Source organism: Acinetobacter sp. SCLZS86, assembly GCF_021560715.1.
Taxonomy (GTDB): Bacteria; Pseudomonadota; Gammaproteobacteria; order Pseudomonadales; family Moraxellaceae; genus Acinetobacter; species Acinetobacter towneri_A.
The window spans coordinates 450678-466799 of the sequence record NZ_CP090864.1; the positions used below are offsets into that span (position 1 = coordinate 450678).

Sequence of the window (16122 nt, forward strand, 5' to 3'; positions counted from 1 at the left end):
CCTTCTGATCGAATTCTAACGAGTTGGCTCGTATGAAATGAGGGATTGCTTTACATCAATAATTGGTAGATATCTAATAAGCGCTTCTGTTTAATTTAGCCTGTATGCGCTGTAATAGAATCTGTTATTTGTATTCCTTTGGTGAAATTCAGTCAATCCTTTGCTGTGCTCATGTCTGTTATATTGATGTGTCAATTTGGCTTATGCGTATAAATGTCTTATAGATATTAGTCTATTTTTTGTTCAATGCCACCCTTTATTTCAATTTTTTGGATTGAACGGTCGTACGGTGTTAAAAATGATTGTTTCAAAATTTAGCAATAAAAAGGGTTCTTTAATAAGAACCCTGTAAATCAAAATCTTAGTTTTTGGAATTAGTATTTTTCCCAAGCCACACTGCGGCCAATCACCGAAACACCTAAATAGCCACGTAAGGTGAGGCGCTTACCGTTAGCGTTTAAACGAGCTTTACCTTTATAAACTTTACCGCCAATTGGGTCTAAAACATGGCCTTGGATAAATTCACGTGGGTTTTTAGCATCATGTTTAAAACCCCAAATAAACGGCAAGCCAATAAAAGGTGTGTTCTTTAACTTACCTGGGCAATTGCTGCAAATCACCATTTTTTCTGCGCCAGGAACATTGCGGGTTTCAACAATAATACCTTCATAGGTACCATCTGCTTTTTTGCGAATTTCTACATCCGCACGTGAATACCCTGTACGGTCATCAATGGTTTTCCATTTGCCAATTAGAGGATCACTTTCAGCAAAACTTAAACTAGAAAGTGTGGCTAAAATCAGACCTGTAAAAATCCCTTTATAATTTTTTTTCATCAATGTGTCCTCAAATGCGTTAAAAATCTTAAAAATAGAGTAAAAGTTCTATTTTGAGCTTTATAGTAAGAAAATACTGATGACGCAAATTGCTCATGCTAAATTTAGAGAGAAATACGCAAGAAAAACGTGAAAATTAAAACTGTAGTTTGCTTTTGAAGCTATTTTTTTGATGAGTGCGATAAAAGTCCGATTTAGGATATATCAATCATTTCAGACTCTTATCGCTTAAAAAGAGATGGGGTAAGAACAGCGTTTAGTATTTAATCCAAGTCATTTTACGGCTGGCATTGGTAGAAATATCTACATTGTAGAGGGTCAAATGTCTGCCGTTGTTGCTTAAGCGAGCGCGAGTTTTATATTGCTTACCAGTACGTGGGTCTAAATAATCACCTTCATAAAATTCAATTTGATAGCTTGGCGTAGCTTTTAAGTGAGTTAATGGAACAAAACCTAACAGTGGCTTATCTTTATTTTTACCCGTGCAGAGTGTGCAATTTTCCAAACGCGGCGCGCCAGGAACTGCACGGAGTTCTATAATTGTAGCGGCATACGCGCCTTGTTTGTCTTTACGCATGACCACGTCAGACAATGAAAAACCCGTGCGGTAGTCTAATGTTTTCCACTTGCCTAAAAGTGGGTCTGCATTGGCGGCATAAGCTAAACTTGAATAACAAATCGCACTGATGAATGTTAAACGAGAGAAGAACTGGGTGTTCATAAAATCAATATCCCAGAGAAGAAGCAGCCTAAAACATATAAAGGCATAAAAAAAATATGGGATTATTTATACCCAATTTCCGTGGTATTTTCTAGTAATTGTATGAAAGTTTTGTGAAATTAATCACATGAAAAATAAAGGGATGATAGCTTTTAACGATGCTTAAAGCAGAAATAAAAAATGAGCAGTCAAGGCTGCTCATTTTTTATGGTTTTCTTGGTTTAGATCACTAAATTAGCTTAGGTGTTCTCCAAATAACCCCAAGGCTTCTTCGGCACTAAAGTTATATTGTGTGCTGCAGAATTGGCAATCCATAGTAATTGGATTCTGATGTTCCAAAGTTTCCCGTACCGCAGAAACGCCAATTTGAATTAATGCATTGGCACAACGTTCTTTGGAGCAAGTGCAACCAAAACGCAAGGCTTCAACTTCTGGCAAACGGACTTGTTCTTCATTGTACAAACGGTACAAAATTTCATTGACATCTAAATCTGTCAATTCTTCCGCTTTTAAGGTTTCAGTGAGCATGGTCACGCGCGGCCATAAATCTTCATCGACCCGTTGTTGTTCTTCTTCACTGTTACGCGGTAACAATTGAATGAGCAGACCTCCCGCACGTTCGGCATTGCTTGCCAACACAATACGGGTTGGAATTTGTGCCGATAAGTCATAATACTGCATTAAACATTCAGCTAAATTGGCTTTGTCCAAAGGCACAATACCTTGATAACGCTCACCAAATTCAGGTTCGATATTAATAAACAGTACAGGACTGACCAAACTTTTCAGGACGGTGCTGCTGTCTTCAGCACGTAAAAAGCGTGGGTCTTCTTCATACTCTGCCAACGCACGAACTTCACCCAAGTGGTTACATTCCGCCATGGCCCATTTAAATGTGCCAGATGCCTGAATTTGTAAGCTAATACGCCCTTTAATTTTTAGGGTACTGGCCAGCAGGGCAGTGGCACAAAGCATTTCTCCCAACAACACTTGTACTGCAGGCACATAATCACGTTGTTTCAAAATGGTTTGCAAAGCTTCTTCGAGATGAACTACCTCACCACGAACAGGGCTATCTTCAATAAAAAAGCGTTGGCGTAAATCAGACATAAAATTCTCCATAACCCTGTTTTAATGGTGGCATTATTGTAAAACACAAGTCAGTTTGCTGCATCACGTGTTACATCAATATGACCACTATGTAAGCCACGTTTTAAATCGACACCCAAGGGCATTTCACGGTTTTGTGCATCACTTTCAAACAGGTGTTCTAATTCGGCCAAGGCATTACGATGGGTTTCATAAATTTTTTGTTCATCGGTATAAATGTGCTGCTGCTGTGCCAATAGTTGTTCATCATAATCACGGAACAATTCAATACTTTTATAGGCATCATCTTCATTAATACCCAAATCACGCAAAGCCTGATAGGCCATGCCCAAGGAGGATAAATAGGTTTCCCGCCAAATATGGGTCACGCCTAAATCACGTAATAAATGCACGTGATGGCGGTCACGGGCACGTACCAATAATTTTAGCGCTGGATAATTCAGGCGAATATGTCGTGCCACGTTCATTGAATCTTCAATATCATCAATGGCTAAAATAAAAATTTGGGCATGCTCGATGCCTGCGGCACGTAAAATTTCAGGTTGGGTGGCATCGCCATAATAGACTTTGCCGCCATAATTACGCACAAAATCAATTTTGTCGATATTACTGTCAATTGCGGTAAAGTGCTGATGCTGTAAGTACGCCACACGGGCAATGATTTGTCCAAAACGGCCAAAACCCGCAATAATCATGGGGTGATGTGTATCGGGAATTTCGTCATATTCAGGCGATTTTTCACGTTCTAAGCGAGGAATAATTTGACTGCTCATCAACCAATATAAAATTGGGGTCAGTACCATCGATAAAGTCACAATTAAGGTCAGGGGTTGCAGTATGGCTTGGCTGAGCACACTTTCACTTTGCGCAACGCTGAGGACCACAAAGGCAAACTCACCGCCTTGAGCCAAGCACGTTGCCAAGAGCAAACTATTGCGCCAAGAATATTCAAAATAACGTGCAATGGCCGTTAGGGTTAGCAGTTTGATGAGCATTAAGCCCAACGCACCGCCAATAATCAACCATGGCTGTTCCACCAACAAGGAAAGCTGGGTGCTCATACCTACAGTCATAAAGAATAGGCCCAGTAACAGACCCTTAAAGGGTGCAATGCTGGCTTCGAGTTCATGACGAAATTCAGAGTCGGCCAACAAGACACCCGTTAAAAATGCGCCTAAAGTGGTGCTAATGCCCAGCACATCCATAATGCTGACCACGCCGAGCACAATGAATAGACCTACTGCCGTGATCAGTTCATGTGCACCACTTTTGGCCACAAAACGGAAGAAGGGACGCATTAGATAACGGCTAAATAAAAACAGTCCGCTAAAGGTGGCAATAATGGCTGCAAAGTAGGCAATACCATGGTGGGTAGATTCAGCACCTGCCAGCATGGGAATCATGGCAATTAAAGGAATTGCGGCGATATCTTGAAACAGTAAGATTGAAAAGGATTGCTGCCCATAACTGCTATTGAGTTGTTGCTTTTCTTGCAGCATTTGCAGCACAAATGCGGTGGAGGACAGCGCTAATGCAAAACCAATTACCACGCTTGCAGCAATGCCTTGCTGTAAGGCAAAAAATGCCAACACAGCCAGTAAAACGCCTGTAATGCCGACCTGTAAACTACCCAAAATAAAAATAGGTTTGCGCATTTCCCACAGCCGTTGTGGACGCAGTTCCAAGCCAATAATAAACATGAGAAACACCACACCATATTCTGCCAAATCCTGAATGGCATCGGGGTCACTGGCAATATTGAATACGCTCGGCCCTAGCAAGATGCCTGTAAACAAATAGCCCAAAACAGTCGCAATACCAAAGCGTTTTAGTAAGGGAACCAAAACCAATGAAGCGCCTAGAAAAATGGTTATTTGTAACAATAAGGACATGCGGTCATCCAAAGTTTAAAGCGGTGGATTATTGTAATAAGTGCTGATGCAGCTCAGTTTCAATTTAGGGTGTTAGCTAAATTCTTGCGGATCTATATCTAAACTTAGTTTCATGCTGGATGGCTTTTCATGCAACATATTTTGCCACCAGTTCCTGATATAAAAATGTAAGCGTGCCCGATCTTTAGACAACAACACCATATGTGCATGGAAACGTCCTGCTTTACGCTCCATTGGCGCAGGAATCGGCCCCCAAATTTCAATTAATTGTTCTGAATGTTCTCTAAGCCATTGTGCATGTTGTTGTAAAAATTGTTGGTTTAATTCCTGACTTTTAGATTCACAGCGAATCAACGCACTGTAACGATAAGGCGGTAATTGTGCAGCTTTGCGTTCTTTTAAACTTTGTTGGGCAAACTTGCGGTAATCTCCCTCGACCAACGTGGTGAGAAGTGGATGATCGGGACGCACACTTTGCAAATAAACATCACCTTTATGCTCACCACGCCCTGCACGTCCGGCCACTTGCACAATCAGTTGAGCAGTGCGTTCAGGTGCGCGAATATCCACACTAAGTAAGCCTGAATCAATATCTAAAATTGCAACCAACGTCACATACGGAAAATGATGCCCTTTGGCCAGCATTTGCGTACCCAATAAAATCAGTGGTTCACTGCGTTGAATACGGTCATAAATTTTTTGCCAACTGCCGACACGACTGGTTGAGTCACGGTCTGCCCGAATGACATCTACATTGGGGAACAGCTCATTTAAACTGTCTTCGACTTTGGCAGTGCCCATGCCAATTGGTTTGAGTTCTGCATGGTTGCAGGCTGGGCATTGCTCAGGTTTACGATGAATCGTACCGCAGTGGTGGCAATGCAAATGTGTATAAGGTTGATGATGCAAGGTAAAGTTGGCATCACAATTTGGGCATTTGGCTTGCCATGCACAGCTCTCACAAATCAATACAGGTGCATAGCCGCGTCGGTTTAAAAACACCAAAACTTGTTCTTTTTTAGCCAAACGTTTTTTGATTTCATCAATCAATTGTTGGCTAATACCGTGCTGTTTTTTGGCAATTTTTAAATCAATCAGGTGGATTTTGGGCATGAGTGCCGTGCCCGCACGTTGATTTAACTCTAGACATTGCATTTTACCTTGATCGACTAGTGCATAGCTGTCAACGCTTGGAGTCGCCGAACCTAAAATAACGGGGCAATTTTCCAGATGGGCACGATACAGTGCAACATCACGAGCATGGTAGCGAAAACCTTCCTGCTGTTTAAAAGACAGGTCGTGTTCTTCATCTAAAATAATCAAGCCTAAATTTGGCAATGGGGTATAAATGGCTGAGCGTGTACCTAAAATAATTGAGGCTTTACCCGTTTGTGCAGCTTGCCACGCCTGCAAGCGCTTGGAATCATTTAGACCTGAATGTAAGAGGGCAATGTGGCAGTGAAAACGTGACTGGAAACGGCTAATGGTTTGCGGTGTTAGACCAATTTCAGGTACTAATACCAACACTTGTTTGCCCTGTTTCAGTACCTCATGCATGATGTGTAAGTACACTTCAGTTTTGCCGCTGCCCGTTAAACCATCTAGCAAAAAGGCTTTATATTGCTGTCGTACTTTAAGTACGCTGTCAATTGCTTTTTTCTGATCTGGATTAGGGATTAAAGGCATTTGTGCCAAAGTCACTGGCATCGGGCTAAAATCTTGGGCTTCCAAAACACATGCGCAAATTTCTTTATTTGCCAAGGCTTTTAGGGTTGCGGTTTCAATGCCTGCCAAATTTAAAATATTTTCAGAAGTTCCCGAAGGGTGCAACTTTAAAATTTTATAGGCTTGTTGTTGTTTTTCCGAACGTGTAATTTTAGCTTCGGCATGTGCATCCAATAATTTCCAAGTGCGTGCCAATAAATTATAGGGTTTGGCTTGGCGCAATAAACTTGGCAAGGCGCTTTGCATCACCTCACCAATCGGGAATTGATAATATTGTGCCGACCATGTCAACAAAGTTAAAACTTTAGGGTCTAAAATCGCTTGCCCATCTAACAGTTCGCTAATGGCTTTGAGTTTAAAACGTGGATCAATTGGAGTATCGAGTGCTAGTTTTTCGACAATAATCCCGACCAAGTTTTGCCGACCAAAAGAAACCAAGACCCGCGCGCCCACTTCTGCTTGCTGATATTGAACTGCACTGAGCATATAATCGAAGCAGTCGTAAAGATACACAGGCACAGCCACTCGAATACGATAAACAGGCTGTCGGTCTAAAGTTGAATCTGGCATAGAAAAAGTCGTATCGTCCTGTGAAAATGGCTTCGTGCTCGACTTTGGCATGTGTTAGAGTGAGCACAGAATTTATATCTAAGAATATGAATGATTTTAGTGGTCAGACGCAACCGCGTTGCAAGAAATTTTGGAAAATTAGAGCATTACAATGCCAGCATATCAATTTACGGCCATTGACGCTTCAGGGAAGCAGCAAAAAGGTGTTTTAGAGGGTGATTCTGCACGACAAATCCGTCAGCAATTACGCGACAAAGAATGGATTCCTGTCAGTGTCGATGCCGTTGAACAAAAAGATAAACACAGTGGTAAACAGCGGTTTAAGAGAAAAATCACCGCTTATGATTTGGCTTTGCTTACCCGTCAGTTATCGGTTTTGGTGGCTGCTGCGATTCCTTTAGAAGAAGCCGTTCGTGCTGTGGGTAAACAAAGTGAAAAAGCCCATGTGCAAAATTTGCTGATGTCGGTACGTTCCAAAGTATTGGAAGGTTATTCATTGGCTAATGCTTTACAACAATCGGGGCGTTTTCCAGATTTATATATTGCCACCATTGCCGCAGGCGAGCGTTCGGGGCATTTGGATTTAATTTTGGAACAATTGGCAGATTACACCGAAAACCGTTTTGCCATGCAGAAAAAAATTCAAGGGGCGATGATTTATCCCATTATTTTAATGCTGATGTCTTTTGCGATTGTGATGGGTCTAATGACCTATGTCGTGCCTGACATCGTTAAAACCTTTGATCAAAGTAAAGACGCCTTGCCGTGGATCACTGTGGCATTAATGAAAGCCAGTGACTTTATTCGTGTTGCATGGCCGTTTTTACTGGTGGTTTCTGTGGTCGGAGTATTGTTGTTGGCGCGTTTTTTACGCACCACCGCAGGGCATTATGCCTTTGACCGTTTAACCTTAAAGTTGCCGCTATTTGCAAAATTATCACGTGGGATTAATGCTGCGCGTTTTGCCAGCACCTTGTCTATTTTGACTCAGTCGGGTGTGCCTTTGGTGGATGCGCTAAATATTGGTGCCGCGGTCAGCAATAACTGGGTCATTCGTGATGCAGTCAATTTGGCGGCAGAAAAAGTCACCGAAGGTGGTAACTTGGCGACGCAATTGGAGCGTAGTGGTTATTTCCCACCGATGATGGTACAAATGATCAAAAGTGGTGAAGCTTCGGGCGAGTTAGACCGTATGCTGTCACGTGCTTCAGAAATGCAAGACCGTGAAGTGACCACGCTTATTTCCACCCTTTTGGCACTATTGGAACCGTTGATGTTGGTACTGATGGCGAGTATTGTACTGGTGATTGTGATTGCGGTCATGCTGCCAATTGTGAATATGAACAATATGATTTAAATCGTTTTGAAGCATCGTTCTTCAAACAGAATCTAAAATAAATGTCGAATTGATATCAATAAATGAGAGAGATTGAATGAAACAGAAGCAACCGAGCAAACAGTCAGGTTTTACCCTGATTGAAGTCATGGTGGTGATTGTAATTTTAGGTGTGTTGGCGGCTTTAATCGTACCGAACGTAATGGGACGTGGTGAAAAAGCCAAAGTCGATACCACGGTAATTACCTTAAAAGGTGTGGCTGGTGCACTCGATCAATACAAACTCGATAATCAAAAATATCCCTCTATGCAAGATGGGGGTTTAGATGCCTTAGTGAATCAGCCTGCTTCGGCTAAAAACTGGTTACTAGGCGGTTATGTGAAAGGAGGCTATCCGAAAGACAGTTGGGACAATGACATTCAATATGTCATTCCAGGTTCAGAAGGTCGTCCGTTTGACTTGTATTCTTTTGGTGCAGATGGTCAGCAAGGTGGTGAAGGCACCGATGCCGATATTTATTATCAGCCTTAATAGAAGATAAACTGAGTCTATATATTGATTTAGTGAACTCCACAAAAAACCGAGCGCTTAATGCTCGGTTTTTTTATGAATGGTCGTTTCTAGCCGCTATTGAACAGTACTATTAACGACGTGATTTAAACGACACATCTACCTGACGTGGTCGATAAATCCACCCCATAATTAACAACAGCAATGAGAAAATCAGCACAGGCCAATCGCTGAGTTGAGTGTACAGCGTTTGACCTTGCATGGCAGGCAGATCTCCACGCAGCACAAACTCCTGATCCATTGGCGCTTGTTTGACAATATGTCCATGATGGTCAATAAATGCGGTCACCCCTGTGTTGGTGGCACGAATAAACCAACGTCCATTTTCTTTGGCACGCATTTGTACCATTTGTAAATGTTGCAACGGCCCTGCAGTACCCGTAAACCACGCATCATTGGATACCGTTACCAAAAAGTCACTTTTGCTGGCATTGCGACGGGTCAGGTTTGGATAAGCCACTTCATAACAAATGGCTGCCCCCAAATGATGCTGCTTAATTGCGAGTGGTTTTTGCTCAGATGCACCACGTGAGAAGCCACTCATGGATGGGTCATTTTGCATCGCAGGTAATACCCAGCTGAGTAAACCTGAAAGCGGAATATATTCGCCAAAAGGCACCAGACGTTGCTTTTTATATAATCCTTCTGCCGCATCTCCCGTTGCCATAATGCTGTTGTAATACATGGGATGTTGCTGCACTTGTGATTCAGGCAAGTCCCAATACGGAATACCAGTCACCCACGAACTGCCTGTTTTTTCAGCCTGTGTTTTCATGGCATCCAAAAACGGTTCAATATCGGTCTGGAACATTGGAATGGACGATTCAGGCCAGACAATAATATCGCGTCCCCATTCAGTTCGGGTTAAGCGGGTATAAATTTCCAAGGTCTTGATTTGGTATTCGGTGAGCCACTTTAAGTCTTGTGGAATATTGCCTTGAATCAGAGAAACCGATAGTGGCTTTTCAGATTTTGCAGTCACAAAACTGAGTTGTGCTGCCCCCCATGCACCCAAGAGTAAAATTGCCGATGGAATCAGCCAGAAGATGCGTTTTTTAAGGACCTCAACCAACGCACAGGCCAGCAAGATGACCGCAAAAGACACGCCGAAAATACCAAACAGTGGTGCATAGCTATCCAAAAAGCGTTCAGTGAAAGCATAACCTGCAAACAGCCACGGGAAACCTGTAAAGACCCAAGTTTTTGCCCATTCAAACAACACCCAGAGCGGTACAAAAGTCAGTGGTGTTTCAGGGAAAAACCGACGATACAACCAAGTTTGTATGGCAGTAAATAATCCCATTAACAGCGCCATAATGACAATCATCAGTACGCTTAAAAAGGCATTGGTGTCGCCATAGACATGAATAGAGGTGTAGAGCCAAAAAGCCCCGACAAACCACAGTCCGATCCCATAAGACCAACCAATCAAAAAGGCCTGTTTCGGGGTGCGTTTGCTTAAGGTCGCATACAGTAAAGCGGGAGAAAGTAAGGCAATCCACCAATAATGATAGGGAGCAAGTGCAAAACTAAACACTGCACCAGCCAATAGAGCAATGATTAATGGATAAATTAAGGGTAGTTGTTGATGTTCTGCAGGATTAGACAGCTTGGAAAAAAAAGTCCTCATTGACGTACGGCTCGAATCAGATGAATAGTGCGGGCATCTGCTTCAAGAATGGTGAATTCCCAATTGCCAATCACAATCACTTGCCCTTGTAAATCACTCACCAAACCAATTTTCTGAAGCAATAAACCACCCACAGTTTCTACTTCATCGTCAGAAAAATCTGCATCTAAAACATTATTAAAATGTTCGATTGGTGTAAGTGCTTGTACTAACCAAGTATTTGCAGTTTTTGGGTCATTATCGGGGATGATGTATTCTGCTTCTTCGTCAATATTGTCGTGCTCATCTTCAATTTCACCGACAATTTCTTCCAAAATATCTTCTAAAGTAACCAAGCCCGAAGTGGTGCCATACTCATCAATCACTACTGCAATATGGGTTTGAGTGTTTTTGAGCATACGCAATACTTGGTCTGAACGAGCACTTTCAGGCACAAATAACGGCTGACGCATTAAGGCACGTATATCAACTTTAGTGCTTTGCTCGGTCAGTAAAGGCAATAAGTCTTTGGCTAATAAAATCCCCACCACGTTGTCGGGTTGGTCAGATGAGAACACAGGAAAACGTGAATGTGCCGATTCGACCAATACATGCAAAATATCGAGTAGCTCATCATCTTCCTGTAAGCTAATCATGGCGGTGCGTGGGGTCATGACTTCACGGATTTTGGTGGCAGGTAAATCCAGAACACCTTCGAGCATTGCCACCGTATCGGGTTCTAAAAAACGACGTGAATCTTGTACTAATTTTAGCAATTCATCGCGGGTTTCTGGTGCTGTGCCTAACCATTTTCTTAGGCCACGCATACCCCACGATGGGCCTGATTCCTCGTGCATGATCTTTCCTAAAGACTCTTTATATCAAAAAAACTTAGCTTAATCATACCTTAGAAAATAAAGTTGTCTATTGCTAATCTTGGTAGAAAATGTTGGCAATTTCGTCACGAGATGTGCTGCTTTGCGTAGCGGGAATACATAAAACAAGGCTGCGCTTTATGCTAAACTAGCTCGATGTTTTAATACCGAGTCTGTGCATGTCTGAACTTCCTGTCATACCTAGCATTCAGCTAAATACCCGCGGTTTGCGTTGTCCTGAACCAGTGATGATGTTGCACCAAGCCATTCGCAAATCTAAGTCTGGCGATGTGGTTGAAGTATTTGCAACTGACAATTCCACGTCTTGGGATATTCCAAAATTTTGTATGCATTTGGGGCATGAGTTGTTGTTGCAAGAAGAACGCTTAGATGAGCAGGGCAATAAAGAATTTCATTATTTGGTGAAAAAAGGCTAATAGGCAAAAAATCAGCCTCAGCACTTTTAGAACACTATAATTTAAACACGATAAATAGTCATGTGATCCATATAGGCATATTTCATTTGCAATTCATGCAAGTTGAAATATGCCTTTTGTGTTTTTAGCCATGACGTTCAACTTTATTTTTAATTTTTCATCAATTTTGTATCAATCTAACCTGCTTCATAGTTTGGGTTGAAAAATGGCGAAACGATCCACGAGTTGCGTTATCTGCTACACATTTTTTAAGGGACTTTTAACTTTTCTGCATTTATAGGGCAAGTTGTGTGCTTGTGCAAAATCTAACAAAGTTCTGTGTGTTGTATAAGAAATAATTTTTAGAGTGTGAATTTGGTCTATTGTTTAGTTATTGATTTTTAACAAAAATATTTTAAATATTTTTTAATATATGGAAAAATTAGCCTATAATGTGATCAGTTTATTGAGTTCGATTGCAGAACATTTGGGGATAAAATTAAGCAGATTTGGGGTTTTGCTTGGTTTGAATGTTATATGGCAGTGTTTATGTTTTATAAGGCTGAAAAAGCTGATTAAGCTGTCGCATTAAAGTAGTCAAGTTAAGAAAAATAATTTTGGGGGGCTTAACTGATTGTCTTTATCTTAAAAAAATATGCCATTTAGACTGAGCAAAATCTGCTTAATTTTTTACGTGATCAATCATCAATAAATCTTGCGTTATCAGCATTTTGATTGAGTACGGTATGATTTTAGATAAAAAGCAAAACTTTTCTTTAAAGCCACTGAGTGTGGCGTGTTTATTGGCCATGAGTATCTCAGGCTGTTCATCGGGTTCAGGCTCTCAGCCAAGCACAGTTCAAGTCACTGATGTGTTGGGGGCAGAAAATGTCAGCCAAGAAGATCAACCGACTACAAATGAAGGCATTGGCAGCGGAGTAGAGCAACCTGTCGCACCATCTGCACCCATTACCGATCAACCTCCTGTGAATTTAGAGCTAGATCATGGCGATGTATCATCCAATGGTGGTGGTTTGAGTGGTGGCAGTACAGATCATGGCAATACATCACCAACTGAAGATTCACTTTTAGACAGCAATGATGCTGTACCTAGCGATGATGCTACCGTTTTAGAAAATAATGATGTCAATCAGCCTGATACGATACCTACACTTGAATCACCTCCGTCAGAAGTAGAGCAACCAGTCGATGTGGTAGCTCCACCAGTAGCCGAGCCTGTTTTAACCGACACCGTCTTGGTCGATAGTGCAATTCAAGATATTGAAGCACCACAAGATACCTCTGACATCGAGATGGGCAGTGCGATTCAAGAACCTGAACCCTCACAAAACACTTTAGAAGTCGAAACAGGCAGTACATTTCTTGAAACGAAGGCAATTTAACCATCACAGGCAACTATTCGATGCAGATTGCTGCAGATCAGCAGCAACATGCGGGTTTTAAAGCACGTTTTGGCAATTTGCTGACGGTAACGGGAACCGCCAATTTGGCAGGGACTTTGAACCTGTTTGATGAAGTGCCACTTGATCAGCCACTTATTACTGCACAAGGTTCACAAACTACCGTATTACGTGCGCAACAAGGCGTACAGCGTGAGTTCGATGCTTATCGCTCAAGCAATCCATTATTTGAGTTGACACAAGTTAGTTATCGTCCTGAACTGAATGCAACGGGCGAGCCTGTACGTGCGGCAGATACAATCAATACCGATGTGGTGATTACGGCAAAGCGTAAATCGACTGAAACGGTGGCGGCTCTTGCTGCTGAACTTGAAGGACGTACTCAGGTTGCCCGTAATTTAGATGTAGTTTTAGCAAGTCTTGATCAGAAACAACAGTTAGAAACGCTGGAAGATGCTGAATAAGTTTTTGCCAATCGCTTATTTAACAATTTTGCTCAAACTATACGTTATAGCAATGCTGCTGAAAGTACAGTTTCTACGCAGGCATTGAATCAACTGTTTCATCAACTTGATCCAAGTTTTTATGCCAATACCGTTTTAAATGTCGCAGAAGAAAGCAGCAAGCAAGAACGTCAGTTTGCACAGCGTTTGGCAACCGCACAACCCAAACAGCTTTGGTTTTCGGGTGATTACCAAAGTTATGATATGGATTATGTCGGCTTAAATAGTGAGCGCCGTAGTCATCATCAAGGTGTTGGTGTGGCAACAAAACTGGCAGGGATGACCTTGGCAGCGCAGGCCGATTTCAGTCAACTGAACTTAGATGATGCCGTACAAACAGGCTCAAAAAATAGCAGTCAGAGCAAAGCCTATGCACTAACTATGGGGACAGCACAGCAGCTTAATCGTGATTTAAGTGTCGCGGCATGGTTAAAAGGCATGCAGGTGGATGTTGACGCGCAGCGTGGTCATGCTCAAGCACAAAAAATACAGTTTGATGGACAAATGTATGCCGCAGGTTTGCGTCTAGATTATAGCTATCCACTCAGTCAAAAAATGCAGATTCAACCGTATTTAGACGCTTCGTTCCAACATTATGTTCATGCCGAACAAACTCAGCAGGATGGTGTCAACAGCTTAGATGATTTGGTGATGCAGCGCTGGAATTTTGGTGCAGGTTTGCAAGCCAATTACCAGTTGAATCCAGCATGGCAATTGCAAGGCAGCTTGTATTACAGCCAACCGATTCAGGAAAAAGCATATTTAGATACCCATTATGTAGGCACAGCGGAGAAACTGAAGTTTGATGCATGGCATGCCGATCAAGGTCAATATCATGCTGCCTTAGGTTCACAACTTCACTTTGGACAACATAGTTTTATCAATTTGAATTATGAATATAGCGGGCGATCACATAGCGACAGTCATCGGGTACAGTTGGCGGTAACGACTCGATTCTAATTGATCGTTTTATTCATGAGAAAGTCATGAAAAAGCGTAGATTTGCGTATGAATGAGAAGTTTGAATCTTGATTGAAACAGCCATGTAGATAAATCTGCATGGCTGTTTTTTCGATCACAGTCAAATGGACTGAGTTTTAGACCGCATAGCGACTCATTAAAGTCAGTGGTGCTTTGGACTGTAAATAATCGGCAGGAATAAATACGATATTGGCAGCGTGTTGCTGTGCTGCATCAATAATATGGTTGATCACATCGTCTGTGGCTTGTGCGCTGTCAGGTGCGTGCGCTTGATCTAGATAAATTCGTTGCTGGTCGGTATCGACCCAACCCGTCTGCATGTAGCCTTGTTGAACATATAAAGTATCGACATTATTTTGCAACACTGCCTGATAAATTTGCTGCAGATCGGTCACAACACGGTCACTGGCATAGAGTTCATCCAGTTGCTGCGCATGTTGCTGATGCAATTGTTGTTGATGGCTTTTTAGCTCGGTCTGAATACTGTCAATAATGTGTTGTGCGCTGCCTTGTTCTAGCTGAGTGACGTTATCTACACTGAAAATAATGGCATTGGGTTGGTCGCAAATAGATTCATAAAAACTGATATTGCGTCGATCACCCACAATGACCAAGCCCAATGGTTCACTGGCACGTACAGTTTGCACATTTTTATCGACACGGTTTAAAAACTCTTTGAGTAAACGGTCTTCATTGGCGGCTGTGGCACGTTCTGCACCGCTGGTGCTATATAAGTTATCATTTTGAACAGGAAATGCACCATGTGGCAGTCGTTCATTCAAGTCGCTGTCATCTACAGAAAACTCATGGATTACACGATCATTGGAGGCCTTAATCAGACGTCCAACTTCACGACTGATCACTACCACATAGTATTGCACTGCATAAGATAGCTCACGAATAAAATCACGCACTGAAAATTGTTGATCAATCACAATACGTTCTTGGGTAGGGAATGGCAGACGCAGTACTTGTGCACTGTCGGCTGTGGCAAAAATAGCCAGACTGTCTAAATGGTAGTTGGGATTCAAATCTTTGGTTTGATGATGAATCTGTTCTAAAATTTGTGCCACCAGACGTTTGTCATAGTCTGCCAACAGGCGTTCTTCGAGTTGTTTAAGTTGGTTTTTAAGAGCAATCACATCTTGCTGATTGTCTGGAAAGGTACGATGTGTGGGTAGAAATAAGCTGACTGCAGGTTGTGCCTGCACATTTTTAAGTTGGTTGAGGGTGTCTGTTAAATTAAGCATGTTGGAATTCCTCTTCTAATGAAAATAAGAAGAACAACCAAATGCTTGAGCAAGATAAAACTCAAAGTACTGCTTTATACTCCACTCAAGTCAGTTTTAGTCAGCATCTACAACATTTTGCTACCGTGCTAAGTGCTGCATAAAATGCCGAATAGCATTGTATAAAAGCTGACAAAACAACATTTTCGGTTGTTCAAGTCTGAAAAAAACGAAATAAAAAACTAAAAATAGAAAAGATAAAAAATAAGCAAAAACAGCATAACAAGGAAAGTTATTCAATCGCCTGCTTTTGAATAGAGAAATACC

At 41.9% G+C, this 16122-nt stretch carries 14 protein-coding genes; 6 read left to right on the plus strand and 8 right to left on the minus strand.

What is annotated here, in order from left to right; all coding sequences use genetic code 11:
* Positions 1-374: 374 nt before the first annotated feature.
* The 5 genes from LZP46_RS01970 to LZP46_RS01990 form a co-directional block, all read right to left on the minus strand.
* Positions 375-836, minus strand: a complete 462-nt coding sequence (locus LZP46_RS01970; protein WP_236094512.1) for a DUF2147 domain-containing protein — start codon at positions 834-836, stop codon at positions 375-377.
* A 256-nt stretch (positions 837-1092) separates the two neighbouring features.
* The gene (locus tag LZP46_RS01975) at positions 1093-1557 is read right to left on the minus strand and encodes a DUF2147 domain-containing protein (RefSeq protein WP_236094513.1); all 465 of its coding nucleotides are present in this window, start codon (positions 1555-1557) and stop codon (positions 1093-1095) included.
* A 234-nt stretch (positions 1558-1791) separates the two neighbouring features.
* Entirely contained in the window at positions 1792-2667 is an 876-nt protein-coding gene (gene hslO, locus LZP46_RS01980; RefSeq protein ID WP_236094514.1) for an Hsp33 family molecular chaperone HslO, read from the minus strand.
* A gap of 50 nt (positions 2668-2717) precedes the next feature.
* On the minus strand, positions 2718-4559 hold the full coding sequence (locus LZP46_RS01985; RefSeq protein WP_236094515.1) for a monovalent cation:proton antiporter-2 (CPA2) family protein: 1842 nt from the start codon (positions 4557-4559) through the stop codon (positions 2718-2720).
* Between the two features lie 72 nt (positions 4560-4631).
* Positions 4632-6854 carry a primosomal protein N' gene (locus LZP46_RS01990; protein ID WP_236094516.1) on the minus strand — a complete coding sequence of 741 codons (2223 nt, stop codon included), beginning with the start codon at positions 6852-6854 and terminating at the stop codon, positions 4632-4634.
* A gap of 151 nt (positions 6855-7005) precedes the next feature.
* Here LZP46_RS01990 and gspF point away from each other — a divergent pair, with 151 nt between their 5' ends.
* Both gspF and gspG read left to right on the plus strand, forming a co-directional pair.
* Positions 7006-8211 (plus strand): type II secretion system inner membrane protein GspF, encoded by a 1206-nt coding sequence (gspF, locus tag LZP46_RS01995; RefSeq protein WP_236094517.1) that lies wholly within the window; start codon positions 7006-7008, stop codon positions 8209-8211.
* Between the two features lie 76 nt (positions 8212-8287).
* A complete protein-coding gene (gene gspG / locus LZP46_RS02000) occupies positions 8288-8722 on the plus strand; it encodes a type II secretion system major pseudopilin GspG (protein WP_236094518.1) in 435 nt (144 codons plus the stop codon).
* A gap of 112 nt (positions 8723-8834) precedes the next feature.
* Here gspG and lnt read toward each other — a convergent pair whose 3' ends face one another.
* On the minus strand, positions 8835-10391 hold the full coding sequence (lnt, locus tag LZP46_RS02005; protein ID WP_236094519.1) for an apolipoprotein N-acyltransferase: 1557 nt from the start codon (positions 10389-10391) through the stop codon (positions 8835-8837).
* On the minus strand, positions 10388-11227 hold the full coding sequence (locus LZP46_RS02010) for a CBS domain-containing protein (protein ID WP_236094520.1): 840 nt from the start codon (positions 11225-11227) through the stop codon (positions 10388-10390). The genes lnt and LZP46_RS02010 overlap by 4 nt, the downstream gene beginning before the upstream one ends.
* 197 nt (positions 11228-11424) lie before the next feature.
* Between LZP46_RS02010 and tusA the strand changes: the two genes are divergently transcribed.
* From tusA to LZP46_RS02030, 4 genes are all read left to right on the plus strand, one after another.
* Positions 11425-11682 (plus strand): sulfurtransferase TusA, encoded by a 258-nt coding sequence (tusA, locus tag LZP46_RS02015; protein WP_019836046.1) that lies wholly within the window; start codon positions 11425-11427, stop codon positions 11680-11682.
* A 725-nt stretch (positions 11683-12407) separates the two neighbouring features.
* A complete protein-coding gene (locus LZP46_RS02020; protein WP_178318648.1) occupies positions 12408-13064 on the plus strand; it encodes a hypothetical protein in 657 nt (218 codons plus the stop codon).
* A 20-nt stretch (positions 13065-13084) separates the two neighbouring features.
* Positions 13085-13546 carry a hypothetical protein gene (locus LZP46_RS02025; RefSeq protein ID WP_178318647.1) on the plus strand — a complete coding sequence of 154 codons (462 nt, stop codon included), beginning with the start codon at positions 13085-13087 and terminating at the stop codon, positions 13544-13546.
* An 84-nt stretch (positions 13547-13630) separates the two neighbouring features.
* Complete coding sequence (locus LZP46_RS02030) at positions 13631-14545, plus strand: autotransporter outer membrane beta-barrel domain-containing protein (RefSeq protein WP_178318646.1); 915 nt, start codon at positions 13631-13633, stop codon at positions 14543-14545.
* 137 nt (positions 14546-14682) lie between these two features.
* On the opposite strand, the gene LZP46_RS02035 is transcribed toward LZP46_RS02030, so the two are convergent.
* The gene (locus LZP46_RS02035) at positions 14683-15816 is read right to left on the minus strand and encodes an AOC03_06830 family ribosome hibernation factor (RefSeq protein WP_104852982.1); all 1134 of its coding nucleotides are present in this window, start codon (positions 15814-15816) and stop codon (positions 14683-14685) included.
* Between the last annotated feature and the right edge of the window lie 306 nt (positions 15817-16122).

Coding starts and splice junctions, on each gene's coding strand:
- LZP46_RS01975 (WP_236094513.1), bottom strand. CDS start 1,557: ATGAACACCCAGTTCTTCTCTCGTTTAACATTCATCAGTGCGATTTGT.
- gspF (WP_236094517.1), top strand. CDS start 7,006: ATGCCAGCATATCAATTTACGGCCATTGACGCTTCAGGGAAGCAGCAA.
- LZP46_RS01990 (WP_236094516.1), bottom strand. CDS start 6,854: ATGCCAGATTCAACTTTAGACCGACAGCCTGTTTATCGTATTCGAGTG.
- LZP46_RS01970 (WP_236094512.1), bottom strand. CDS start 836: ATGAAAAAAAATTATAAAGGGATTTTTACAGGTCTGATTTTAGCCACA.
- LZP46_RS02035 (WP_104852982.1), bottom strand. CDS start 15,816: ATGCTTAATTTAACAGACACCCTCAACCAACTTAAAAATGTGCAGGCA.
- tusA (WP_019836046.1), top strand. CDS start 11,425: ATGTCTGAACTTCCTGTCATACCTAGCATTCAGCTAAATACCCGCGGT.
- hslO (WP_236094514.1), bottom strand. CDS start 2,667: ATGTCTGATTTACGCCAACGCTTTTTTATTGAAGATAGCCCTGTTCGT.
- LZP46_RS02020 (WP_178318648.1), top strand. CDS start 12,408: ATGATTTTAGATAAAAAGCAAAACTTTTCTTTAAAGCCACTGAGTGTG.
- LZP46_RS02010 (WP_236094520.1), bottom strand. CDS start 11,227: ATGCACGAGGAATCAGGCCCATCGTGGGGTATGCGTGGCCTAAGAAAA.
- LZP46_RS01985 (WP_236094515.1), bottom strand. CDS start 4,559: ATGTCCTTATTGTTACAAATAACCATTTTTCTAGGCGCTTCATTGGTT.
- LZP46_RS02025 (WP_178318647.1), top strand. CDS start 13,085: ATGCAGATTGCTGCAGATCAGCAGCAACATGCGGGTTTTAAAGCACGT.
- gspG (WP_236094518.1), top strand. CDS start 8,288: ATGAAACAGAAGCAACCGAGCAAACAGTCAGGTTTTACCCTGATTGAA.
- lnt (WP_236094519.1), bottom strand. CDS start 10,391: ATGAGGACTTTTTTTTCCAAGCTGTCTAATCCTGCAGAACATCAACAA.